21 protein-coding genes are annotated in these 24,179 nt (G+C 43.9%); 13 read left to right on the top strand and 8 right to left on the bottom strand.

The window, feature by feature from the left end; all coding sequences use genetic code 11:
- The first annotated feature begins 36 nt into the window (after positions 1-36).
- Complete coding sequence (locus tag R8G66_08660) at positions 37-633, top strand: hypothetical protein (GenBank protein MDW3192423.1); 597 nt, start codon at positions 37-39, stop codon at positions 631-633.
- 280 nt (positions 634-913) lie between these two features.
- Here R8G66_08660 and R8G66_08655 read toward each other — a convergent pair whose 3' ends face one another.
- From R8G66_08655 to R8G66_08635, 5 genes are all read right to left on the bottom strand, one after another.
- Positions 914-1,741 (bottom strand): DNA alkylation repair protein, encoded by an 828-nt coding sequence (locus tag R8G66_08655; protein MDW3192422.1) that lies wholly within the window; start codon positions 1,739-1,741, stop codon positions 914-916.
- A 46-nt stretch (positions 1,742-1,787) separates the two neighbouring features.
- Positions 1,788-2,255 carry a DUF302 domain-containing protein gene (locus R8G66_08650; protein ID MDW3192421.1) on the bottom strand — a complete coding sequence of 156 codons (468 nt, stop codon included), beginning with the start codon at positions 2,253-2,255 and terminating at the stop codon, positions 1,788-1,790.
- 174 nt (positions 2,256-2,429) lie between these two features.
- Positions 2,430-4,079 (bottom strand): RagB/SusD family nutrient uptake outer membrane protein, encoded by a 1,650-nt coding sequence (locus R8G66_08645; GenBank protein ID MDW3192420.1) that lies wholly within the window; start codon positions 4,077-4,079, stop codon positions 2,430-2,432.
- A gap of 21 nt (positions 4,080-4,100) precedes the next feature.
- Positions 4,101-7,223, bottom strand: a complete 3,123-nt coding sequence (locus tag R8G66_08640) for a SusC/RagA family TonB-linked outer membrane protein (GenBank protein ID MDW3192419.1) — start codon at positions 7,221-7,223, stop codon at positions 4,101-4,103.
- A gap of 244 nt (positions 7,224-7,467) precedes the next feature.
- Complete coding sequence (locus R8G66_08635; GenBank protein MDW3192418.1) at positions 7,468-8,352, bottom strand: LysR family transcriptional regulator; 885 nt, start codon at positions 8,350-8,352, stop codon at positions 7,468-7,470.
- A gap of 82 nt (positions 8,353-8,434) precedes the next feature.
- Between R8G66_08635 and hutH the strand changes: the two genes are divergently transcribed.
- From hutH to hutG, 4 genes are read left to right on the top strand one after another with little or no spacing between them, the layout of a single operon-like run.
- Positions 8,435-9,997 (top strand): histidine ammonia-lyase, encoded by a 1,563-nt coding sequence (hutH, locus tag R8G66_08630; protein ID MDW3192417.1) that lies wholly within the window; start codon positions 8,435-8,437, stop codon positions 9,995-9,997.
- Positions 9,975-11,645 carry a urocanate hydratase gene (gene hutU / locus R8G66_08625; GenBank protein MDW3192416.1) on the top strand — a complete coding sequence of 557 codons (1,671 nt, stop codon included), beginning with the start codon at positions 9,975-9,977 and terminating at the stop codon, positions 11,643-11,645. Before hutH ends, hutU begins: the two co-directional genes overlap by 23 nt.
- Entirely contained in the window at positions 11,642-12,868 is a 1,227-nt protein-coding gene (gene hutI / locus R8G66_08620; protein ID MDW3192415.1) for an imidazolonepropionase, read from the top strand. Before hutU ends, hutI begins: the two co-directional genes overlap by 4 nt.
- Entirely contained in the window at positions 12,861-13,799 is a 939-nt protein-coding gene (gene hutG / locus R8G66_08615) for a formimidoylglutamase (protein MDW3192414.1), read from the top strand. Before hutI ends, hutG begins: the two co-directional genes overlap by 8 nt.
- Here hutG and R8G66_08610 read toward each other — a convergent pair.
- Positions 13,796-13,978: a hypothetical protein gene (locus tag R8G66_08610; protein ID MDW3192413.1), complete on the bottom strand. Its 183-nt coding sequence runs from the start codon at positions 13,976-13,978 to the stop codon at positions 13,796-13,798. The genes hutG and R8G66_08610 overlap by 4 nt on opposite strands.
- Positions 13,979-14,162: 184 nt before the next feature.
- On the opposite strand from R8G66_08610, the gene R8G66_08605 reads away from it, so the two are divergent.
- From R8G66_08605 to R8G66_08595, 3 genes are all read left to right on the top strand, one after another.
- Complete coding sequence (locus tag R8G66_08605) at positions 14,163-14,552, top strand: hypothetical protein (GenBank protein ID MDW3192412.1); 390 nt, start codon at positions 14,163-14,165, stop codon at positions 14,550-14,552.
- A 1-nt stretch (position 14,553) separates the two neighbouring features.
- Positions 14,554-14,943: a hypothetical protein gene (locus R8G66_08600; protein ID MDW3192411.1), complete on the top strand. Its 390-nt coding sequence runs from the start codon at positions 14,554-14,556 to the stop codon at positions 14,941-14,943.
- A gap of 99 nt (positions 14,944-15,042) precedes the next feature.
- Complete coding sequence (locus R8G66_08595) at positions 15,043-15,465, top strand: hypothetical protein (protein MDW3192410.1); 423 nt, start codon at positions 15,043-15,045, stop codon at positions 15,463-15,465.
- A gap of 1 nt (position 15,466) precedes the next feature.
- Here the strand turns inward: R8G66_08595 and R8G66_08590 are convergent, their stop codons facing one another.
- On the bottom strand, positions 15,467-16,084 hold the full coding sequence (locus R8G66_08590) for a LysE family transporter (protein ID MDW3192409.1): 618 nt from the start codon (positions 16,082-16,084) through the stop codon (positions 15,467-15,469).
- A gap of 211 nt (positions 16,085-16,295) precedes the next feature.
- Between R8G66_08590 and R8G66_08585 the strand changes: the two genes are divergently transcribed.
- Both R8G66_08585 and R8G66_08580 read left to right on the top strand, forming a co-directional pair.
- Positions 16,296-17,597 (top strand): amidohydrolase, encoded by a 1,302-nt coding sequence (locus R8G66_08585; GenBank protein MDW3192408.1) that lies wholly within the window; start codon positions 16,296-16,298, stop codon positions 17,595-17,597.
- Between the two features lie 78 nt (positions 17,598-17,675).
- On the top strand, positions 17,676-18,455 hold the full coding sequence (locus tag R8G66_08580; GenBank protein MDW3192407.1) for a DUF1295 domain-containing protein: 780 nt from the start codon (positions 17,676-17,678) through the stop codon (positions 18,453-18,455).
- Between the two features lie 73 nt (positions 18,456-18,528).
- Here the strand turns inward: R8G66_08580 and R8G66_08575 are convergent, their stop codons facing one another.
- The gene (locus R8G66_08575) at positions 18,529-20,391 is read right to left on the bottom strand and encodes a hypothetical protein (protein ID MDW3192406.1); all 1,863 of its coding nucleotides are present in this window, start codon (positions 20,389-20,391) and stop codon (positions 18,529-18,531) included.
- A gap of 172 nt (positions 20,392-20,563) precedes the next feature.
- Here R8G66_08575 and R8G66_08570 point away from each other — a divergent pair, with 172 nt between their 5' ends.
- The 3 genes from R8G66_08570 to R8G66_08560 all read left to right on the top strand — a co-directional run bounded on the left by R8G66_08570 (position 20,564) and on the right by R8G66_08560 (position 24,177).
- A complete protein-coding gene (locus R8G66_08570; protein ID MDW3192405.1) occupies positions 20,564-20,740 on the top strand; it encodes a hypothetical protein in 177 nt (58 codons plus the stop codon).
- A gap of 78 nt (positions 20,741-20,818) precedes the next feature.
- On the top strand, positions 20,819-22,588 hold the full coding sequence (locus tag R8G66_08565) for a histidine kinase dimerization/phosphoacceptor domain -containing protein (GenBank protein ID MDW3192404.1): 1,770 nt from the start codon (positions 20,819-20,821) through the stop codon (positions 22,586-22,588).
- The gene (locus R8G66_08560) at positions 22,585-24,177 is read left to right on the top strand and encodes a sensor histidine kinase (protein ID MDW3192403.1); all 1,593 of its coding nucleotides are present in this window, start codon (positions 22,585-22,587) and stop codon (positions 24,175-24,177) included. Before R8G66_08565 ends, R8G66_08560 begins: the two co-directional genes overlap by 4 nt.
- The last annotated feature ends 2 nt before the right edge of the window (positions 24,178-24,179 follow it).

Raw genomic sequence — 24,179 nt, 5'->3', positions numbered from 1 at the left:
GTTGATTCGAGTTTAATACAAGACATTTATTGCAGTATGAAGACCGCAGGAGGCTTTTTCGTAGAATTGATCGTTGTATTCATCGGTGTATTCTCCGCGTTTCAGTTGAATGATTATCGGGACCGGCAAAGAAATGATGATGTAAAGATCAATTATTACAAAAGCTTTCAAGAAGAGTTGTTGTTCATTTCTAAATACAACATTGGGGTGCGGGATTCCATTGCAGAGATCATCAATTATTATGAGACAGGCATTGAAAAAGGAGCACGCCCAGCCTTAAGGTATGTGACTGATTTCAATATGATTGGTGATGCGCCAATTGTGCAGTCTGCTTTTAGTGATGAACATTTTACCTCTATCGGCAGCTACCTGTTAGTCAACATCAGTTTTGGCAACAACCATTTTGGTTGGCTCAAAGAGCGTGTCGATGAATACAATCGCAGGGTAAAAGACCTGCTGTACAATCAAAATAGATCGATCTACTCCTATTATGATCCGAGTGGGCAATTAAAACCAGAATTTATGTGGTACCTGAAGGAACTTAAGGCCATCATTGTCCTCATCAATGAATTGGAGCGCCAGATCCATGAAGGGGCTATTCCCGCTACCAATCAGCTGATCGAGTCATTATAATTTTTTCGAACCTGTCATGCTGAAGTCTAATTTTGGTCCCTAAAAACATAAAGCAGAAATGGCGGACTAAAATAAGCGCGTCATGCCGGAATTTTTCGGATTAAGATCCGAAAGAAACCGAAAAATGTCCGGTATCTCTTTCACGCGCTTTATACTTAATTCATCAACAATATCTTCAATCCGTCATAGACAGCTTATCGAAGCATTTATTGGGAACAGTAAATACAACGAGTATAATGTCCACTTCGACGGGCTCGCAGACGGCTAGTCAGTGTGACATTTATTTCTTCTTATCAATCGTCCTTCGGGCTTTTTTGATGATCTTGTTTGTTTCTGCCGTTGGGGACTCTTGTTGCCATCGCTCGCAAAGGTCAATCACAAAATCAGGTTGAGACTTGCTGGCATCATTCAACCAATTGCCCACACTGTCCTGTACATACTTGGTCTTATCTGATTTGAGTTTCTCTAAGATCGGCAACGCTAACTCTGGATTTTGAACCAATGCCTGAATCTGTTTACACCAAACTCCCCGCGGCCGGGTAGCTTCCGTGGTGAACCGTCTTACATTTTCGTCTTTATCTTCCGTCCAAAGCGACAGAAAGTCAATGGCAGTATTCAGTGATTCATCAATGGCTGGACGTATCGCGAACCAAATGACCTCTCTAACTCCGAAATGGTGATCCGCGACCAAAGGTTTTGCTTTGAGCAATTTAGCTTCTATGGATAAAGACTCATCTAAACCAATTAGATAAGCCGCATAGCCTCTTACCGTATCAGACGTGTGGTTACTTAATCCTTGAAACAATGCTTCGAAAGTAGGCTCAGCATGAAACAACCGATAGAGCGTTGCACCGACTACCTTGGTACTGCTCATGGAGGTAGGCTTTTTCTGCAGTTTGAGTTCTGAGGTTATCTGTCCCTGTTCTGCTTTCCCTATGCCCAGTTCACTAGAAATACCTTCGATCAGTGCTATATGATCAATGGCCAGCCATTCCGTCAGGTTGACGGTTTCCAGCATTCCACCGTTCAACAGGGTGAGTACCTCAGCCGAGACATCCTCTACCTTTCTTGGTCCCTTTCTATTTTTGATTGATTCGTTGATTTCCATAAGCCAACCTTACAATAGCATGTATAATACTTTTGACTAAGATACGCTATGCTTGCGTAGCCACTGATGTGATCTTGTCCAGGGCTCCTGCTATTTTCTGAATGACTTCATCCTGACCTTCAATATCATGACGAGCTTTCAAATACGCCGGGTCATTATAAGCAACTGTAATGGTTCCCTCCCTTTCTGTAACTACGATTTTCTGAGGAAGATCTAAGGCAGCAAATTCGCCGGAAGCCATCAAATGGGTTCCTAATCTGGGATTCCCAAAAAATATTGCTCGCGTGGGTGGTAAAGTGAGATCCACGGAGGCGGCGTTGGCCTGATGGTCCAACTCCAGAATGAGTTTGAGATTCGGATTGTCACTGATGACATGCTTTAACTTGTCGTAGGTCTCCTGAAAATTTAACTGGCTTACTTTGGAAATGATCCCGGCTTCTGGCATATCTATTGAATTATAGAATGAATATTTTGGTGTGAAATTACCCGTAGCTGCCCCACCTTCCAATTCCAATTGACCGATTGTAACCTACCCGGCAAAAGGACCTTAATCAATTACTTCGTGGAACTCAAAAAGCCAGGTCATTTTGATCAAAAACCATAAAAAAAGGCCGCCTCAACAATCTGTTGGACGACCTTTTTCGAATATTAAAAAATCTACCTATATATGGCTTTATTCAAAGTCAAATTAGTTCTGATCTGATCCTGTCAAATTAGGATTCGCATCGATTTCTGCTTGAGGAATTTTGAAAATCCACTCATCATTCATAGAAGGTTGAGCGATCTGGTATGCATCCTGATACAATACTTCAGAAGCTCCTGAACCACCGTCAGCAGCATGATCAACACCGATATCCCATCGGATATGATCGGTATAGCCGAAACCTTCACCCCATAGCTCTAAGTGTCTCTGGAACATGATTTCATCCATCAATGCATCAGTAGTCGTGAATGTAGTGGCATCAAAACCAGTATCCCTAGTGCCAACCAGTGCTTGTAGCGCAGTTTGAGCAGCGGCAATATTTCCCTGCATCGCTTCTGCTTCTGCTTCGTTTAGATACATCTCTGCACTTCGCATGTAGATCACATCGTCAGGATCAATAGATCCTGGGTTCGCATTTCTCAACTTGAAGTGCATGTAAGGGTGCGTGTTGTGACCTGATACCAGCCCGTAAGTAGACTTGATATCTGCAATTGCAGCATCAAATTCAGCTTCAGTAGTGTACAAAGGATTGGTATTATTAGCCCATCCACCTTGCTGATTTGCAGCGGAAGTATTAGAGTTAGGTGCATCCGGAAGGAATGCATTTCTTCTAAAATCGGTAGCAGGGATCCTGTCAACCATTCTTCGGTCCGCCGCTTTAGGGTTATTTCTGATCTGGCTACCGTTGAAGGTGTTGCTTGCCAAATAGAAGTAAGAACGGAAGAAAGTAGTTTCCGCATCAATCACATTGCTACCCCAAATTACTTCAGAAAGCGTATTGGTGTTGAATCCTGACATCCATGCTGCCTCACTCAACAATGGATAACCATCTCTGGCAGCAATAGCTGCAGAAGCTGCAGTCGCCCAGTCACCCATAGACAAAGCCATACGTGATCTTAGTCCATGTGCCACATTGACGTTCAATTGTGACTTGGCTACAGCTCCACTACCTACACGTCCACCACCATTTTCAAATGCAGCGATTGCAGCAGTAAGGTCAGCATCTACTTGATCGTAAACCTGCTGAACAGTCGATCTTGGCTGACTGGTAAATGGAGATTCAGTAGAGAACAACAAAGGCACACCAGGATCAGAAGAAGGATTACCAATGATGTATCCACGTCCGTAATGCTGAACTAACGACAAGTAAGCATATGCACGGTAAGTATACGCCTGACCTAAGATTTCATTCAATTCAGGAGTATCCGGGAAACCACTATCAGCAATACCATTGATCAACAAGTTTGCATGTGCAATGATGTTGTAACGGTGATACCACAACAACTCATTAGTCAAAGAAGTAGGAATGGTGTGATCATTCCACTGCATCGTGTTTCTCCAACCCAGGTTATTGGCATTCGCTGTATGGATCAGGATTCCGACAAGGTTATCACCCATTGGTACCCAGAAATGGTTGTTAGCTCTAGCTGTATTACCACCTGGGAATACTGTCTGAGACTGTGAGTACAAGCCTCTATGGATACCATTCAGTACCAATTGCATGTTCTCTACACTCGCCAGGGCGTCAGTTGCAGAAATAGCATCTGTAGGCGTTTGCTCCAGGAAATCTTCCTGACATGCTGTCAATGCGAAAGCACAAAACGCCAATAGGAATGTTTTTATTTTAAATGACATAATCAATTAATATTTAATGCTTTAGAAAGAAACGTTCAGTTGGAAAGAATAAATTCTCTGAGGAACGAAATCATCTCCAGGAGCAGTACCAGCAATATTGTATTGAGGATCCAGGCCATCTCTCTCACTTTGCAAAAACAGGTTCTCACCAGTGATTGAAAGTCTCAAATCTCCTAAACCAATGTTGTTCAATACATTAGGACCAAAGTTGTATCCCAGGCTAGCGTTTCTTACCGCGAAGAAAGTAGCAGAAGTAATGAATCGATCAGATTGTGTCTGAACCAAATCAGGGTTACCGATTTCCAACCTTGGAACGTCAGTGATATCACCTGGTTGTCTCCAAGCTCTCAGGATATCTGGGTGCAATGCACGTCCATAATCACTAGCGATATTCAAACCAGCATAAGCATTGTCCAGTACATGACCGCCAATTCCATAGGTAAGCAAGACGTTCAGGTCAAAGCCTTTATAAGTAAAGCTATTGTTGATAGAACCTAAGAAATCAGGAACCGAAGAGTGGCCAGTGTAACCTCTTTGCGTAGTAGACCAATCAGTAGTAGTGGCGTGGTTACCATTTTCATCCAGTACAGGAACACTGTTGTTGTTCTCATCAAAATCATACTGGAAGTACAACTGATCACCCGTTTCAGGATCTACACCTGCAGTTCTGTAAAGGAAGAAATCAAATCGAGAACGTCCTTCAGTCCATCTTTTAGATCCATCACGGAATGGTGCATTCAAGCTGGTGATTTCGTTTTTCAACGTGGTACCAAGTAAGGTAACATCCCAGGTAAAGCCATTATTATTGATCAGGTGACCTGTCAATGAAAGCTCAAGACCTTCGTTGAACATATCTCCCGCATTTACAGGTACTTCATTGATACCGTTACTAGGTGCAATTGGCTGCAGAGAAAGCAAATCAGTTGAGTTTCTTTTGAAATACTCAACAGAACCTTCAATGAAATCATCGAATAAACCAAACTCAACGGCTACGTCCCAGCTTGCTGAAGTTTCCCAAACCAGTTCGCTGTTACCGATTGCATCAATCAAGATTGCAGGAGTCGCGGCATTTGACGTGATTCCGAATAAGGCTTGAGACAAATACCAACGATCTAACCCAAGGTTGTCGTTTCCTACCTCACCATAAGATGCACGTAGTTTCAAAGCGCTTAAAAATGGGATATTCTGAATGAATACCTCTTGATCCAGGAGCCATGAAGCACCTACGGAATAGAAAGTTCCCCATCTGTTATCCTTATCAAATACAGAAGAGCCGTCTCTTCTCACAGAAGCACTCAGGAAGTACTTGTTCTGGTAATCGTAATTCGCTCTGAAGAAGTATCCTTCCAATGATCTATTGAAAGTTGCTCCATTAAGACGAACAATGTTTGAAAAGTTATCGAACTCAAAAATCCCGTTAGAGGCCTGGATCGTTTTCAATCCGTCAATAAAAGAACGTTCTCTTTCGAAGCTTTCATGACCTGCAGTAAGTCCGATGGTGTGATTACCAAAGTCTTTGTTATAGGTCAGCACCTGGTTAAACGTAATGTTCGTTTGACGCAAACGAGTCTGGCTCAATCGGCCATCAGGTTGTGCATCACCAATCACGGCGTTTTCGTACTCACTTTCTACGAAATCACTGAAATCACCACCGTAAGTCACTCGTAGGTTCAAACCATCAATGATTTTCACATCAGTAAAAGCTCTGAAACCATAAGTGTTATCTTTATCTCCTTCGTTGTTCAAAGTCAATTCCTGAATCGCATGACGACCCTGGTTTCTTGGTCTGGATCCGATATTGAAATCAGCAAATCCTTCACCATTGTCCCAAACAGGATTACCCGCTGCATCTCGTACGATGTTTCCATTCAGGTCGTTCACAAAAACCGGATAGATTGATCCCATATTTTGAGAAAAGCTGAAAGGGTTTACGATACTTCCGCCACCTGCTGAACTCGGCCCTCTGGTCTCAGTGAGAGACACGTTACCGCTACCACCTACTTTGATGCGATCATTCACATTGAATTCCGCATTCAATCGTGAAGTCAAACGCTCGAAACCCGACCTGATGACGTAGCTTTCATCTTCCAAATAAGAAGCAGAGAAGAATACAGAGTGATCTTCGCCACCTCCCTGAATGTTCACATTGTAGTTGCTTCTAACGCCAGTTCTTTCCAATTCATCAAACCAATCAAGGCTTTGATAAATAACACGGGCGTTAGGGTTCAATCGGCCATCAGTTCCAACGATCTCGCCATTGGCCACATTAAATGGGTTGTAACCTAGCTGGTTATAAATGTTATCAGTAGCAAACTGAGGATCGCCACCGGCAGCACCAGTATTTCTAAGTGCTTCCCAATAAGTCTCATAATATTGACCAGGAGTCACCTGATCGTAGAAAGGAACACTTCGAGACACCAATCCTTGTGACATGGAAGCATTGACACTGATACCACCTCTTTTTCCTTTTTTGGTAGTAATGATGATCACACCATTCGCCGCTCTAGAACCATAAAGGGAAGTAGATGCTGCATCCTTCAATACCGTGAATGATTCGATATCATCCTGACTGATGGTATTTAAAGGAGCATTGAATTGGATACCATCTACGATGATCAAAGGAGCAGTTTGTCCCTGCAGTGTTCCGACTCCCCTGATCACGATTCCAGGTGAAGCACCAGGACCGGCTGGAGAAGTAAACTGAACACCAGTGGTTTTTCCTTCAATGGCTGCCAAAGGTGAAGTAACTGCTCTGTTTCTAAGCTCTCTGGCACCAATGAGTGCTGCAGAACCCGTAAAACTTTCTTTGGTAGACTCTCCATAAGCAACAACGATTACCTCTTGTAGCTCAGTAACACCTCCCAAAGAAACATCAATCACGGTTCTTGCACCTACTACGACCTCTTGCGTCTCGAAACCTACATAGGAAAAGACCAATGTAGCTCCCGCATCGACGGTTAAACGGTAGTTCCCATCCAAATCCGTCTGGGTCCCCGTAGTTGTGCCTTTCACCAGCACGTTAGCACCCGGCAATCCATCACCGTCTTCTCCGGTGACAGTACCCGATACTGTCCTTTCTTGTGCCATCACTCCGTGCGAAACAAGAGTCAATAACACAAAACATGAAAATAGAATTTTCTTCATTCTCTCTAGTTTTGGTTTATAAAAATTGGTTTAGTAATAACAGCTTCATGTATGCACATGAAGTCACGTCAAGACAATCCTACAATCCCAATACCCCTACTTTAATTCCGAATTTCAATACGCGTTTGAAAGAAAAGTACCCCAACGGACATATCGATCCATGCGCGGCTAAAAACCTGTGTAAAAATTTGGACGAAAAAACGAGAAACTTGAGAAAAATCGGGCTTTTTTACTATTCTGAGCGCTATTTTCTGACTAACGTAACGAATTTTTCCAACACGGGATTTCGGTTATTTTGCTTCCAAATAGCAGACAGAACCGTTCTTTGTGGTAGCCGATCCAGACTGATGAACCGAACCTTAAGATCGAAACCGTGCTGTAATGAACTCGGCACAATGGCCACACCTAATCCTTGCTCTACCAGTCTGAATATGGTACTGGGATGTACCGACCGATGAATCACTTTGGGAGCAAATCCCTCCGCGTCAAAAATACTCATGACCAACTGGTAATAGTCGTAGCTGTAGTCTTGTGAAAACAAGATAAAATGCTCATGACGCAATTGACTGATCTGTTGAAAATTTTGAGTCGTTAAGACATGGCCTGCTGGCAATACCAATGAAAAAGGTTCATTCAAAACTTCTAACCTTTTGACACCTTCCGGTACCTGTTGTGATCTTATGAAACCAATGTCCAACCTATCATGTGTAATGGCTTCTATCTGTCGCCGGTTGTCCAGCTGGTCCAGACGAGTATGGATCTTGGGAAACTGCGTTGAAAGTTGCTTCAACAAATCAGGAATGACGCCATGCATGGCACTTCCGACAAAACCGATTCGAAGCTCACCCTCCTCTCCTTTCCCAATTAAACGAGTCGTCTGAATGACCTGCTCCAATTGATTTTGGATCACATCCACTTCTCCTAAAAGGAACTTCCCGGATGCTGTTAGCTGAACACTTCGTTTGTCCCTAACAAATAGTGCCGTGCCAATCACTTCTTCCAGTTGCTTGATTTGGCGACTCAATCCAGGCTGGGTAATGTGCAGCCGCTCTGCAGCACGTCGAAAATGTAATTCCTCCGCAACTACCTTAAAATAGGTAAGGTGTCGAAGTTCTATCTGATTACTCACAAGCATCAATCACTATACAAATTGGTATTTCCAGTTATCAAAACTACCTAATTATTTTGTACCTCAATTGATTGTTACTGCCATGAATCAACGTGTATTTCATTACGGAAAAGACTTTCTGACCGTATCCACAGTGCTGGATCTGGCACGAGGTTCGAAACGAGGCGTATTGCACCATGAAACCGTACAAAAAGTTCAGCACAGTACTGAAATCGTTTCGGACATTGTCGCAGCTGAAAAAGTGGTTTATGGAATCAACACGGGTTTCGGCCCCTTGTGCAATACCATCATTTCAAAAGAAAATACCCAGATCCTTCAGGAAAACATCCTAAGGAGTCATGCCGTGGGAGTCGGTAATTACATTTCTAAGGAATTGTCTAAGATCATGTTGATCCTCAAAGCACATTCCCTGGCCCAGGGTTTTTCTGGTGTCTCATTGGGTTTGCTTGAACGGATCATTTGGCACATTGAAAATGATGTGGTTCCTTGTGTGCCTGAACAAGGTTCTGTTGGCGCTTCCGGAGATCTCGCACCACTTGCACACTTGTTCCTTCCGTTGATAGGTCTTGGAAAAGTTTGGATCGCAGATATCGAAGCAGATCCGGCATCGGTTCTCACTAACCATGAGTTAGCACCTTTATCATTAGGGCCTAAGGAAGGACTAGCGTTGATCAATGGAACGCAGTTCATCGCCGCCCATGCCACTTTGGTCGTTGAGCGACTGTACAATTGCCTGGACCATGCGGATCTGATCGGTGCCATGATGATCGAATCGCTGATGGGCTCGATCAAGCCTTTTTTGAAACAGTTGCATCAAGTCCGGCCCTTCACGGCGAACCTGCATGTTGCTCAGCGCATCCATAGTATGCTGGAGGATTCGGAGATCTTGCATTCGCACGAAAACTGCGACCGGGTACAGGACCCTTATTCCTTAAGGTGCATTCCACAGGTTCATGGCACCTCAAGAACTGCCTGGCTCCATTTGAAAGAACTGGTGGAAACTGAATTAAATGCTGTCACCGATAATCCGGTCATCATTGATGAAGAGCTGACCATCAGCGGAGGCAATTTCCACGGACAGCCACTGGCTTTGCCGTTGGATTATGCTGCCCTGGCCGCTTCCGAACTTGGCAACATCTCCGATCGTCGTATTTATCTGGCACTTGAAGGACTGGAAGGACTGCCAAAATTGCTAATGAAGGATACGGGCATCAACTCCGGATTTATGCTTTGTCAATACACCAGTGCGGCTTTGGCCAGTGAAAACAAGAGTTTGGTCTATCCGGCAAGTGCAGATAGCATACCTACTTCGCTGGGCCAGGAGGATCATGTAAGCATGGGCTCCATCAGCGGACGAAAAGCCTTGAAAATCATCAATAACCTGGAAAAGATCCTGGCCATTGAATTGTTGTGTGCCGCGCAGGCGTTCGATTTCAGAAGACCTTTAAAGTCTGGAGAGGTACTGGAAGCCATTCACGCCACTATCAGAAAACACATTGATCATGCTGATCAGGATCGGGTTTTCTCAGCGGATATCAATCAGGCATTAGCCATCATTACTTCGAGAGAGCTTACGAATATGGTGAGCATCGAAAAATTCCCTCAGTTCAAAACAGAGTATTATGACTTATACGAAATTTATTGAGCAATACGCTGCTCATCCCCGTTATCAGGCTCCAACTGGAACAACGCTGAATGCCAAGTCATGGCAAACCGAAGCGCCTTTGCGCATGCTGCTCAATAACCTGGATGCTGATGTGGCCGAAGATCCGGAAAACCTGGTAGTATATGGCGGAACGGGGCAAGCTGCCCGAAATCGCGAGTCCCTGGAAAAGATCATCGAGTGCCTGCTTAACCTGGAAGATGACCAAAGCTTGCTGGTACAATCCGGAAAACCGGTAGGAATCCTCAGAACACATGCCGAGGCTCCACGTGTGCTGATCGCCAACAGCAACCTCGTTCCTGAATGGGCCAATTGGGACCACTTCAATGAATTGAAAGATCGAGGCTTGATGATGTATGGTCAAATGACGGCCGGAAGCTGGATCTATATTGGAAGCCAGGGCATCTTGCAGGGAACCTATGAAACCTTTGCTGCCTGTGCCCGGCAACATTTTGGCGGTACCCTAAAACACCAACTATTGGTAACCGGTGGCCTGGGAGGAATGGGTGGTGCTCAGCCTTTGGCAGGGACCATGGCCGGAGCTGCATTTCTGGGCGTAGACATTGATCCTGCCCGGATAGAAAAGCGGATTGCCACACGCTATATCGATAAAATGACCCATTCTTATGAAGAAGCCGTCGAATGGGTAATGGTTGCTAAGGAAAAAGGAGAAGCACTTTCCGTTGGATTGGTTGGTGACATTGGTGATGTATTAGAAAGATTGCTTCAGGATAACATCATCCCGGATGTACTTACAGATCAGACTTCTGCTCATGACCCGATCTATGGATACGTACCGCATGGCATTTCTCTCAAAGAAGCGGAGACACTACGAGCTAACGATCCTCAGGCCTATCGCTCCAAATCCATCAAAAGCATGGCGCGACATGTAGGATTCATGCTGGAAATGCAAAAACGTGGCAGCATAACCTTCGACTATGGCAATAACCTGCGGGCTTTTGCACAAGAAGGTGGTGAACCCAATGCCTTTGACTTCCCAGGTTTTGTCCCTGCCTATGTTCGTCCATTGTTCTGCGAAGGTAAGGGTCCGTTCCGATGGGCGGCTTTGTCAGGAGACCCTGAGGACATTTATGTCACTGATCAGGCACTGATGGAAGCATTTCCCGAGAATACGCACCTGATCAATTGGTTAACCCAGGCGAAAGAAAAGATCGCTTTTCAAGGACTGCCCTGCCGTATTTGCTGGTTAGGCCTCGGAGAAAGAGAGAAAGCCGGAAAAATCTTCAATGACCTGGTCAGGACTGGAAAAGTCAAAGCCCCGATTGTAATCGGAAGAGATCACCTCGACTGTGGTTCTGTGGCTTCTCCCAACCGAGAAACAGAAGGCATGAAAGATGGATCGGATGCAGTTTCCGATTGGCCACTATTGAATTTGATGGCCAATACAGGCGGCGGCGCTACCTGGGTTTCTTTCCATCACGGTGGTGGCGTTGGGATTGGTTACTCCCAGCACGCAGGTGTTGTAATCCTTGCGGATGGTACAGATCGTGCCGAAAGATGCATTGAACGTGTGCTCCACAATGATCCGGCCATGGGTGTGATCCGACACATGGATGCAGGCTATGAAGAAGCGGTAACTGTTGGTAAAAAACATGACTTGATCCTATGAAGCTGATTGGTCCATTTCAGCAATTGGTCACTCTGAAAGGTCTTGTACTAAAGGGTGCGATAAAAGACGATGAACTGGAGGTCATTGAATACGGAGGTATACTCGTCGATGATGAAGTAATTGTCCAGGTGGGTCCATGGGCCGAATTGAAATCGGGAGATTTTGATGAATTGGAAGAGATCACCAGCCCTATGGTTGCACTTCCGGGCCTCATAGATAGTCATACACACATTTGTTTTGGAGGCACAAGGGAACGAGACTATGCTATGCGCATCGCCGGCAAAAGCTACCTGGAGATCGCAAAAGCTGGCGGAGGCATTTGGGATACCGTAACTCATACCAGAGCGGCTTCCGCCAATGACTTGCTGGAAGGAATGCTCCAGCGTATATCTCGTCAAATCCTGTACGGCATTACCACCTGTGAAGTGAAAAGTGGTTATGGTCTTTCGGTAGAAGAGGAATTGAAAATGCTTCGTACGATCCAGAAGGCGCAGCAATCTACTCCAATTGAGCTGGTCGCAACTTGTCTGGCGGCACATACCAAACCCAGAGATTTCCCAGGCACTAATCAAGAATACCTGACATTAATGTTGTCAGATTTGCTCCCCACCGTCAAAGCAGAATCATTAGCGCAGCGGATCGACATTTTTACAGAAGAAGGGGCATTTACTGTAGCAGAAAGTCAGCCCTATCTGGAAACTGCCAAGTCAATGGGATTTGACCTCACTATTCATGGAGACCAGTTCAGTAGCTGCGGTAGCGAATTGGGTGTTAATGTCGGCGTTCGAAGTGTAGACCATCTGGAAGCTAGTACTGAAAAAGATATTTTAAGATTAGCCAAAAGTGATGTAATTGGCACTGCCTTACCCGGTGCTTCACTGGGTTTGGGGTGCCCTTTTACACCCGCAAGACAATTATTGGACCAAGGAGGCTGTCTGGCCATCGCCAGTGACTGGAATCCCGGATCGGCTCCAATGGGGGACCTTCTTACTCAGGCAGCTATTCTGAGTACCATGGAAAAGCTGAGTACAGCTGAAACATTCGCAGGTTTAACCTTTAGAGCTGCTGCAGCTTTAGGCCTTACGGATCGCGGCCAATTAACACCAGGCAAAATGGGTGATCTGGTTGCTTTTCCAACTTCGGACTATCGTGACATCTTATATTATCAGGGCCAAATGAAACCCGTTGGCACCTGGAAAAACGGAACCCGAATCCATGGATAGGTACCAGTTAACAGACTCCAGTATATGGACCGGCCGAATTGACAGTCAAACTGATATCAGTCAGTATCGCGTGCACCAGATCGTGAAGCCAATACACATTCATCAATTACCTAACTACGGCCCGGGATTTAGCCTCTTAGGTTATGCCTGTGACGAAGGTGTCCGCAGAAATAAAGGGAAAGTAGGTGCCGTAGATGGGCCGCAAGCATTTAGAAAAGCACTTGCCAATCTGGCTGCACATGATATTGCCGCCATTCATGACCTGGGAGATATCACTTGTCATGATGCTAATCTCGGATCGACACAAGCCCAGTTTTCAGAAATTGTAGCTAAGGCTTTGCTGGCAAAACAGCAGTTGGTGGTTATAGGCGGAGGACATGATATTGCTTATGGCCATTTCAATGGCATTAGAAAAGCACTAGGGAATGAAGCGAAGATTGGGATCATCAATTTTGATGCTCATTTTGATTTACGAGAGGTAAAGGAACATCCTTCTTCAGGTACGCCTTTCTGGCAAATTGCTCAGGAAGAAGATGATTTTAATTATTGCTGCATTGGCATTCAGCGAAGCGGAAACACCAAAAAACTATTCGACACAGCGAAGGAAAATGACGTATTGGTGATTGAACGGAACAGCATGGCAGACAAGGACTCACAATCGCTCGTTCAACATTTTATCGCTTCCATCGACTATTTATACCTCACTGTAGATCTGGATGGATTTGATATGAGTCTGTGTCCTGGAGTCAGTGCACCTACTGTAAATGGATTTACCTTTCAGGAAATTATCCCCTTCTTGCACTTGATCACTGAAAGCAAAAAACTGATCAGTATGGATATCGCTGAATTGAATCCACACTACGATCGCGAACAGCAAACCGCAAAAATGGCTGCTTACCTCACTGATGAGGTCATGAACAAATGGTCTTAAAAAGTAAGTTGCGAGGTGAAGGCTTGCTGGATCTCTCGGAGGCCTTGCTCCTGATGTTGTGCATGCGCATTTAGCTCTCTCACTTTTGAGATATGTTCAATGTAATTCAATACTTCAGACTGGTCCTCGGGAGATAATCCCAATACTTTCTGGATAATTTCTAGATCTTGAATTTTCATACTTTCCTAGCTATTAGATGGTTACGAAAATACCAAAGGGTAATTTTTTATAATTATCCAAGCGTATAGGCAAGAAAAATGTTTCGCAGAAGGGAAAAATTTAAGTTAAAATGTAATCTTCCTTACATGTTATTGGACTTTGGCAAGGCTTTTGCCTTGCCTAAATCAATTAATTTTTTAACACATGAGATACTTTTTTTTACTGTTGCTTGGAATAGTAGCAGTAAGCTGCAACGAAGACGACTGTAATGGCAACCTGGTTTGTACCGAGGAATTCCGAACCGTACTGATCACCGTCGTAGACACGGATGGGGAATCCGTGACCCTGGATTCTTTTACAGCGACGAATTTAGATACTGAAACTGCCATCGACCTGGAAAGCGTACCAGGCCTGGATAGCTATCCTATCGCCGATGATTCCATGCTCAATGAAATCCCCAGGGGTGGTCAACGCATAGAATTTGTCGGCATATTAAATGGCGAAGAAGTCATTAGGGAAATTTATGTCGTCGGACATGATTGCTGCCACGTCATTTTATTAGAAGGAAATACAACTGTTGAACTATCGCTTTGATATGAAACGCTTAAGCCTACTATTTTTTTTTGTAATGTTCCTGATCAGTTGTGGGAATGATGATAACGACTGCTCAGGAAACCTTGTTTGTACCACTGAATTCCGATCCATCCTGGTTGAAGTGCTGAACAGCGACGGAACACGCGTCATTTTCGATGAGTTTACTGTAACCAACCTCCAGACCAATGAAACCATTAATCTGGAATGGGAATCGGGAGATTTCTACCCTATCGCGGACGACTCTATGCGCCATGACCTTCCGAGTGGTGGCCAGCAATTAGAACTTGTCGGGTTCATCAATGGCCAGGAGGTACTGCGTCAGGTATTCCTGGTGGGAGCCGACTGTTGCCACATTTTACTGTTGGAAGGAGACACCACCATTCAGTTATAAATTGTCTTAAATTACCGGATAGAAGTTCAAAAGTTTTTATCCAGTAATATCAACCTTAATTAACTGGAGCCAATATTTGCCCTATTGTTTGTGATCGGCATGAGTTGCTCGGACACGGACGAAGCTGATCCTAAAATCGTACCACTCATAGGATCCTCATGCAACGAGGAAATTGGCGCTCCGGATCCCTGCCCCGATGAAATCGTCTGTCAACTCTTTTATTCGGTGATCAGAGTTAGCGTAGTGGATGAGGATGGAGAACCGGTCATCCTGGATGAAACTGAACTGAGAGACCTGGACTCTGGAGAAGTACTTGCAGTGGATCAAACTGTTGAACCTGAAATTGGGTATGTGATCGCGGCGGACTACATGACGGACTTTTTACCCAGAGAAGGGCATTGCCTACAATTGACGGGTTATATCAATGGGCAGTTGGCACTACAATATTCATTTCTCGTAGGTCACGATTGTTGTCATGTGGTTTTATTGGCTGGCCCCAGTACCCTCACTCTCACCATTTAAGCTACCAGTAAAAGGAGAACCAATTGATCAAGTTGACAATGCCAAGTATGACTAATACGGCTCCGGGGATGATATTGACCAACAATCTGTTCTCTGCAATTTTGGTAAAGCGTTCCCCTACCCGAACAACGATCATAAGCAAACTCACTTCCCCTACGAACGCACCTAAGATGAATCCCCAATAATTGTAACCTTCCACATCGATCCAGCCATTCATCTGAAGGACAGATATCCATCCAAGCCAAAAAGGCATGGCCAGTGGATTGAACAGTCCCAATAGCAAGCCTTGCCCCAACCCTATTTTAGATTGTTTTTCAAGGGCTTTTACTTCCGGTTTGAACTTACCAGACAAGGAAATGGTGCCTAGCACCAGCAATGCCAGTGCTGCAATCAGGAAAAACGAATTGGAAAAAGCCAGGTGTTGCTCCAGATAGGCGGCAATATTTACACTCAATCCGGCATAAAAGCTATCGATAATGGCCGCACCTATTGCTAGTGCCACCGCTTGTTTTGCACGGTTCTTGAGTGCCAATTGAAGCACGGTAACATTGATCGTCGCCGGAGGGATCGTTCCGAAAAAGCTGATCAGTCCGGAAATCAGAAAAACCTGTACAATCACATTGCGATAATAACACAGTTCAAGTAATAATGCTACTCTTATTTTAGGTGCACAGCACACAAATATGCCAGCATAACCAGGAAGGTTTTTAATGAGAAGTCGAATGAATTTCAGTCCGCTAAGTATCAAAAGTGACGCGCTGAAGTCGTTCTACATGGATTATTCAATTGGAATGAGGTTAAAATTGAAAATCGAGTAACTTTCAATCATCATGAGAAAGTTTATATCAATATTTTACCTAGTTATTGTATGGACGGTGGTTGATGCACAGCCATCGAAAGTATCAAAAAAAGCCATGGATCTGTCGACTTCAACAGAAAGTAAGGTCATTGAATGGCGTCACGATATTCATCAAAACCCGGAATTGTCTAACCGGGAATTCAATACGGCAAAGAAAATAGCTGAACACCTCCGAAGCCTCGGAATAGAAGTACAGGAGGGCGTGGCCAAAACTGGCGTGGTAGGTGTATTAAAAGGCGGAAAACCAGGACCTGTGGTAGGGCTGCGTGCAGACATGGACGCACTTCCTGTAACAGAACGTGTGGACATCCCCTGGGCGTCTAAAGCTACTTCGACTTACAATCGTCTGAAAGTAGGTGTCATGCATGCTTGTGGTCACGATACCCATGTGGCTATTCTGATGGGTGCGGCGGAAGTCCTTGCTTCCATGAAAAATGACCTTCGCGGAACCGTAAAATTTGTCTTCCAACCTGCAGAAGAAGGAGCTCCTCCCGGTGAAGAAGGCGGCGCAGGGCTGATGGTCAAAGAAGGCGTAATGAAAAATCCGGATGTAGATGTCATGATCGGTCTGCACATCAATTCACAGACCCCTGTAGGAAAAATCACCTACAAGCCCGGAGGCACGTTAGCTGCTGCAGATCGGTGGGTCATGAAGATCAAAGGAGCGCAAACACATGGCTCAGCTCCCTGGGCGGGAGTAGATCCAATTGTAACGGCCGCACAGATCATCAACGGCATTCAGACCATCATCAGCCGTAATACGGAATTGACCAAGGAAGCTGCGGTCATTTCAGCCGGCCTGATCCGTGGTGGCGTCAGAAACAACATCATCCCTGAAGAAGTGGAAATGATCGGAACCATTCGAACGCTCGATGTAGACATGCAAAATAAACTGCACGCCGACTTCCAACGAGTAGCCACTAATATTGGTGAAAGTATGGGTGCGAAAGTAGACCTGGAAATCACCAAAGGTGTTCCGGTTACTTACAATGACCCTGCACTTACCGAGAAGCTGGTCCCCTACATTAAAAATGCGGTTGGTGCAGAAAACGTTACTTTGCGCAAGGCCATCACCGGAGCGGAAGACTTTTCTTTTTATGCACAAGAAGTGCCCAGCTTATTCTTTTTCATAGGCGGTTGTCCTGAGGGCACCGACCCCAGCAAAGCTGCGCCGCACCACACACCCGATTTCTACGTGGATGATGCGGGGTTGCTACCAGGCTTAAAAGCAATGGTCGCTGCTACACTGGGTTATATGTATAATCCGGATTGATAGAATTAATAAACCGAATGGAGGGATGGCCTGTTCTTTAGATCAGGCCATTTTACTTTTAAGTTTTCATCACCCCTCATGATCGACCTAAATCCTTACCTTCTAAGTTTGCTGCTTTCCATAGGTTTCAACTTGATCATTTTTCTGATTGCGTTCAGGTTTCAAACCGATAAACTCACCGATATCACCTATGCCAGCACCTTTGGCATCTTAGCACTGGTCTTGTTTTGGCATTATGGCAATCATTCCAGTTGGTACCGTCAGGCGATCACAGTTATGATACTACTATGGGCCATTCGTTTGGGCGGCTATTTATTCAGGAGAATTCTCCAAAAAGGTAAGGACAGTCGATTTGATAGCTTTCGGCACTCCATCCGAGGATTCGGTGGGTTTTATACCTTACAAGCCATTAGCATCTGGATCGTGATATTACCTACAATTGCCGCCCTATCTAGTAATATTGATTTTTCGCCACATCTGGTTGAATTTTCCATCGGCTCCATCGTATTCATGATTGGCTGGCTGCTGGAAATAGTTGCTGATCATCAAAAATTCAATTTCCGAAGCCTAGCCTCCAACGACGGAAAATTCATGTCAGAAGGTCTTTTTAGCATCATTCGTTTCCCAAACTACCTGGGAGAAATATTGGTCTGGTCAGGTATATTCATCACAACCATTCCCGCTCTTTCAGGCTTGAGCTGGTTGACCATTGTCGGTCCCATCTGGATTACCTTCTTACTGATTAAAGTGAGTGGTATCCCCTATCTGGAACGCTCTAATAAGGAAAGGTATGGACACCTAGAATCCTTTCATCAATACCAAAAAACAACGAAGAAACTGATTCCAGGCATTTTTTGAGTTGAAAGCGTTCATAAGGACAGGCATCTTTAAAGAGATACGTCGATAAGCTATTCTTCACTTATTGACAATATTATCGCATATCCTCGATCAGGAAATTTTTAAATCCATCTACGGAATCGTATTGCTTCAGTATTTGGCCATTCCTTTTGGTCACCACCACCCTGGGACCACCGGTCCATTGATCTGCGTAAAGATTCAAATAATACGCTTCCTTATTACCGGTGGTTAGAATAGTGGCTGCATCATAGCCGCCCACTTCCTGTTTTTTCAGGAAATCGATGAAGCCTGTTTCATTAGGTTTGCATACGAGGATCATCTTCGTCGAAATATTGACGTAATTAGGCTGAATTAATTTATATAAGCTCACGGATTCTTCGCTTTCGACCTCCAAAAAAACAAAAGCATACTTGTCTCCAAATCCATCAAAACTATTTCTGCCAATACCATAGGTATCCAATTCTTTTTGGAACCTATTGATATTTTCCCCTTTCATGAAATTGTCTTGCAACCTGTCCACAAAATCTCCAGCGTCAATTGGTCTGACACTGATTTCAAAATTGCCTTTCTTCTGCACATAAATGTGCTGTTTATCCCTAGGCACGATGGGATGAAAAATTTGCCCATCTATTTCATATTCATTAGGCCAGTACCGCATTAAGTCCAATGATCTATTAAGATCAAATGCCGCCCGTTTTGCCTCTATCAATTCTTCTTTAAAGAGGTTGGCTATTTCAGGAACAGGAACACCGTAGTTCACTTGTGCCTGATAAATGAACTTCGGAGCGATCTCAAAATCCCACTCGGTGACAAGCTTCTTTATGACTTCCACTTCATGGTTTTTTTCACCCCTCCATATCACCATTTGCGTTAACCACATCACCAAAGATCCCTGAAAGGTTTTCTGGTAACTATCATATTTAGGTAACCTTTCGTCTTGAAACGATACAGGAAGGTCGGGTGATGTTTGTCGGATCAATGAACGATCTACAAGCAGTTCCCTAAAATCAAATCCTAATTCGATCAATTTGTCTGTGACTCCTACCGGATCAATAGCATTAGCCTCGTACGCATATAAAAGTACCGAGGCACCCTTATAATCAGATTGCAACGGAAATTCTCCTTGAACAAACAAGGATATGGCCTCTAAATCTCCCCTGGACATAGATTCGGCCAGGCTCTTCGCATCCCAGGATAAGCCCAATTCCAACACTGCTTTACGTGGAGAAACCTTCTTGACCGGAGTTTTTCGAGGCACTATCTCTTTGGTCATTGCTTGCCTGCTTTCCTTCTGTTCTTCCTCCTGATCAACACGGAGGTCCTTTTCAGTATATACTATCCCCTCTCCTTCATAGTCTATACTGCCAATCGAATCATTCGAAATCAATATGGGCCCTGGAGCAGTCTTCTCTATTTGCCTAGGTATTGCTGGTCGATCATCTGCCATTCGGCTGAACAATTGCTCCATTTTGAAGAGCGTGAATGCGATGATGCCAATGAATATCGTTACAACCACATACATCAATGACCGAAAATTGATGGAAATGAAGGGTATCCTAAAGGACCGCTTGTCCGCTGTGACGTCAGGTTTCACTTCTTGAGCAATGGGTAGATAATGATTTAAACAAGACTTCCAGTCGGTGTAGCCATAGTATTTGGCCAGGATCAATCGCATCTCGGCAGTCCCAGGTGCCTTATTCGGCAACTTCCAACTTTTCATCGTCTCATAGACCCAGAGTCTGGTCTTTGCCTCCGCACCTTTACCCACCAGCTTCATCCGCTCAGATTCGGATAATAGCGGGATCACTTTCGTACTGACGGCCTCATTGATGACTTCATGCTCGGGTTTATCGGTCCTGGAATAGGGCATTCCGACGATATATTCAGAGATATCATTCAACAAATACTTCGCTACAAGCTTCTCTTTATCAGTCATTTACGCGAATATCTAAGCTATATCCAGCTATTTCGATTGGTGCTGAAGAATTCACACCAGCTTTGATCAAAATTATACAAAAGATCTGGTAAAACAGTCTGTTTTGGAATGCCCTGTAGGAGGTCGGTATTCTAAAACAGAGACCTCCCAAAGATCACAGCAAACCATGAAAATGAAAAATTTTCTATGGCTGTTGATCCTAGGGGTTAGCACCATGTCTGGCTTAACATCATGTGAAACTGACTTTGATGAAATTGAACAAAAAACAGAAGTCACCACTTTGAAAAATGGTGACGGAAATAACAATGGCAGCGGAAACGGCGGCGGCATCCCTCCTGGAGGAGGCTAAATTGTCTTGTTGGAAAGTGGCTTTCGCCACTTTTCTTTTTTTGAGAAAGAATGAATAAGTTGAGCGTCAATTCATTCTATGACCGCCTTCTTGTACTTGTTGAGCTTATTGGTGCTAATGAAACCATGTCCGGAGTGCGAAACACTTCGAAAGGGCTGGAATTATCAGTCCGAATTTCAGTTTGATTCTGCCATATTTTATTACAAAAAAACGATTCCATTAGCATCAGATAACGATAACCAGGTATACGTTGGCTATGCATTAATCAACCTGGGCAATGTATGCATGAAATTATCAGACTGGGACAGTGCCATACATTTCAATCGCCGAGCTTCTCAGGTTTTTGAGAAAATACAGGACGAAGAACAGCTTTTCTACAGTCAATTAAACATTGTACAAGGCCTCAATGGTAAAGGTCTCTATCGATCAGCTTTGAATGAAATAGAGCAATACGTACAGTTATTGGATGTCAATTCTGACCCACAAAAAGTCTATCAACTAGTCAATGCACGGGGCAGGTCCTGGCTGGAATTAAAAGAATATGATCAAAGTATGCAGTCGTACTTAGATGCAAGAAAAATTTGTAAAGAACATAATCTTATCCAGGAATACAATTCTATCACCTTGGATATTGGTAATGTGTACCTGGCTCGAAACCTTTTAGATAGTGCTTACCTATCCTACCAGTTAGCGCTTGAACACGCTTTTCAATCCTCTGATAGCTCTGCCATGGCCATGGCTTACAATAATCTTGGAATCACGGCGTACAAAAAAAGGAAGGACCTTCTGGCAAAGGAAAACCTACTTAAGGCCATTGCCCTAAAGAAGGCTACCTTACCTGAATTCCTCGCCAATTCATATGTCTATCTCGCCAAAGTACTATTGAGTAGCGGGGAATTGAAAAAAGCCAAATCGTACCTTGATAGTGCGCTCCTCTCCCAGGATTTTGATGTCCGACTTCAAGTTCATGAAGGCCTGGTGGAATACTATCAAATGATCGATGATTTCGAACAGGCGTTCGAAACGACGCAACTGCTAGACTCTTTGAAAAATGAGCAATTCAACAATGAACGATTGGAAGCCAGCAAGCTTCAGGCATCCATCGACCTTAATCAGGTCAATAGTCAATTAGATCGGCAGGTGGTGATCAATGAAAACCAGAAGAGAATTAACCTGATCCTGATGGTGGCTGGACTGATTATTTTGATCGTTGCGGTGGTTTTACTGGTGCTTTTCCGATCTAATTTCAAACTGAGGAAGTACAACGAACTGCTCCTCAAAGAACAAAACCACCGGGTCAAGAACAACCTTCAAATGATCAGCAGCCTATTGACTTTACAAGCGCACGGCACCCACTCAAATGACGCCCAGCAAGTACTCAATGAAAGTCAATCGCGCATCAATTCTGTTTCTTTATTGCACCGTATGCTCTATGAAGGTGACAACCTGGAGCTAGTAAAGCTTAAAGAATATTGTAAATCACTGGTAGAAGAAATCACCTATGCAAGTCCCAGGAAATTGATAACCCACCTAGACATTGAGGAGGACCAATCGCTTTCCGTGGAAAAGGCCACAAGTCTTGGATTAATACTCAACGAGCTGATCACCAATAGCATCAAGCATGTGTCCAATTCGATTGAATTGAAAATAGAAATCAATCTGTTCTTGAAGGATAATGTGCTTCAATTGAATTTTATGGATAATGGCGATTCCTTTGATCCGGAGCTTTGGGAAAAATCAAATTCCTTTGGTAATCAACTCATAAGATTGCAATCTGAGCAACTACGTGGAACTTTCAAAGTGTGGTCCAATCATGGATTTCAATACAACATAAAGATAGCAGTATGAAAGGCTTTCTGTTCTTGGTTTTAGCACTTGCCTTTTGCTTGATCCTCAATGCTCAAATTCATGAGCCTGAGCAAAGAGACATGTCACAGGAAAGATATATGACTATGCTTATAGACAGTCTGCAAATTGCTGAATCAGAACAGGATACCTTCAATCTGATTAGATATGCCTCGGTGCTCGTTACTGAATTTCAACGAATAAGAATCAGGAAGGAAGCAGTAAAATACCTTAACATCGCATTGCAATATGCCTCAGCATCTTCCCAACGCAATTTGTATTATGAAGTTTGTAATCGGGCTGGAATGCTGGTTTATTCTTTTAAGCAAAACGATCTATCAGACAGTATTTCCGTTGATGAATACTTACATTGGTGCGATTCTTCCCTCGTATGGCATCAACGTGTGGTTCAGGCAAAAGAGTCCACACCTGGAGCAAAGGGGTGGGCTTACAGGGCCATGATGCAAGTAGTATTTACTATCTACCTACAAACAAAAGATCCCCATTTGATCAATGAAGTAGATGAACTATATGAACAGGGCATGAAACTCTCAGAAAATATTGACGATCCCGAACTCCCTTTCTATTTGATGAATCGTTATTCTACCTTCTTGAATTTTACCAATCAATTGGACCGGGCGGCTGAAATACTAACGGCAATGGGAAATGATCCTCATAAGCAAAGGCCAGCAGTGATGAGTTCGTATTTTTTTAATCTGGCTACCAACATTGCACTTAAAAACGACCTTGACACGATCGTTACTTTATACAAATTGCAAAACCACGCTCGACTGAAAAAAGACGTAACCGCACTTAACAAAGAGGTCTTGAACGCTGACAAGAAATATGAAGTGACCAAGACAAAAGGAATATTAGAAGATGCGGAAGTAGAGCTGGCGCAATCTAAAAGTCGCATGCTACTCATGGGTGTTGGAACACTTATCTTCCTAATGGCGATGTTGTATTTCTTCCAACTAAACAAGAAGAACAAAAAACTCTCACAACGCAACGAAATTCTACTCAAAGAACAAAACCACCGAGTCAAAAACAATCTTCAGATGATCAGCAGCCTATTGAGCCTTCAATCTCAAAAGCTGATATCTACTGACGCAAAAGTCGCTCTATATGAAAGTCAGGGGCGCATCAATTCCGTGGCCCTTTTACACAGAATGCTCTATGAGGGAAAGGAATTAGGTGTAGTGGATATTAAAAACTATCTGGATACTTTGATCAAAGAGATTAGTTACACATCTCCAAGAAAGATGACGATGAATCTAAATGTAGTCCAACATGTTGAAATCAGCATCGAAAAAGCTACCAGTCTAGGCCTGATTGTTAACGAGCTGGTAACAAACAGCCTGAAACATGTCGAAGAACACATTGACCTCAAAATTGGACTCTCTATCACTCGGGAGCAGGAAGAAATCTCTATTGACTATCGTGACAATGGCAATGGTTTTGATCCAGAGACATGGCATACATCTAATTCCTTTGGTCATCAGCTCATCCATTTACAATCTGAACAACTTAGAGGTCGTTTTGAGGTCATTTCCAGACCCGGTTTCCAATACTCACTTCAAGTAACCTCATAAAA

This window comes from Cytophagales bacterium, assembly GCA_033344775.1.
Taxonomy (GTDB): domain Bacteria; phylum Bacteroidota; class Bacteroidia; order Cytophagales; family Cyclobacteriaceae; genus JAWPMT01.
The sequence above is the reverse complement of the archived record's forward strand: the minus strand, read 5'-3'. Positions and strand labels throughout refer to the sequence as shown.

Excerpts from the sequence above, each read along its gene's own strand:
- R8G66_08580 (MDW3192407.1), top strand. The coding sequence starts at position 17,676 with ATGATCGACCTAAATCCTTACCTTCTAAGTTTGCTGCTTTCCATAGGT.
- hutH (MDW3192417.1), top strand. The coding sequence starts at position 8,435 with ATGAATCAACGTGTATTTCATTACGGAAAAGACTTTCTGACCGTATCC.
- R8G66_08565 (MDW3192404.1), top strand. The coding sequence starts at position 20,819 with ATGACCGCCTTCTTGTACTTGTTGAGCTTATTGGTGCTAATGAAACCA.
- hutI (MDW3192415.1), top strand. The coding sequence starts at position 11,642 with ATGAAGCTGATTGGTCCATTTCAGCAATTGGTCACTCTGAAAGGTCTT.
- R8G66_08575 (MDW3192406.1), bottom strand. The coding sequence starts at position 20,391 with ATGACTGATAAAGAGAAGCTTGTAGCGAAGTATTTGTTGAATGATATC.
- hutG (MDW3192414.1), top strand. The coding sequence starts at position 12,861 with ATGGATAGGTACCAGTTAACAGACTCCAGTATATGGACCGGCCGAATT.
- R8G66_08660 (MDW3192423.1), top strand. The coding sequence starts at position 37 with ATGAAGACCGCAGGAGGCTTTTTCGTAGAATTGATCGTTGTATTCATC.
- R8G66_08560 (MDW3192403.1), top strand. The coding sequence starts at position 22,585 with ATGAAAGGCTTTCTGTTCTTGGTTTTAGCACTTGCCTTTTGCTTGATC.
- R8G66_08600 (MDW3192411.1), top strand. The coding sequence starts at position 14,554 with ATGAAACGCTTAAGCCTACTATTTTTTTTTGTAATGTTCCTGATCAGT.
- R8G66_08610 (MDW3192413.1), bottom strand. The coding sequence starts at position 13,978 with ATGAAAATTCAAGATCTAGAAATTATCCAGAAAGTATTGGGATTATCT.
- R8G66_08605 (MDW3192412.1), top strand. The coding sequence starts at position 14,163 with ATGAGATACTTTTTTTTACTGTTGCTTGGAATAGTAGCAGTAAGCTGC.
- R8G66_08645 (MDW3192420.1), bottom strand. The coding sequence starts at position 4,079 with ATGTCATTTAAAATAAAAACATTCCTATTGGCGTTTTGTGCTTTCGCA.
- R8G66_08595 (MDW3192410.1), top strand. The coding sequence starts at position 15,043 with ATGAGTTGCTCGGACACGGACGAAGCTGATCCTAAAATCGTACCACTC.
- R8G66_08640 (MDW3192419.1), bottom strand. The coding sequence starts at position 7,223 with ATGAAGAAAATTCTATTTTCATGTTTTGTGTTATTGACTCTTGTTTCG.
- R8G66_08655 (MDW3192422.1), bottom strand. The coding sequence starts at position 1,741 with ATGGAAATCAACGAATCAATCAAAAATAGAAAGGGACCAAGAAAGGTA.
- R8G66_08570 (MDW3192405.1), top strand. The coding sequence starts at position 20,564 with ATGAAAAATTTTCTATGGCTGTTGATCCTAGGGGTTAGCACCATGTCT.
- R8G66_08585 (MDW3192408.1), top strand. The coding sequence starts at position 16,296 with ATGAGAAAGTTTATATCAATATTTTACCTAGTTATTGTATGGACGGTG.
- hutU (MDW3192416.1), top strand. The coding sequence starts at position 9,975 with ATGACTTATACGAAATTTATTGAGCAATACGCTGCTCATCCCCGTTAT.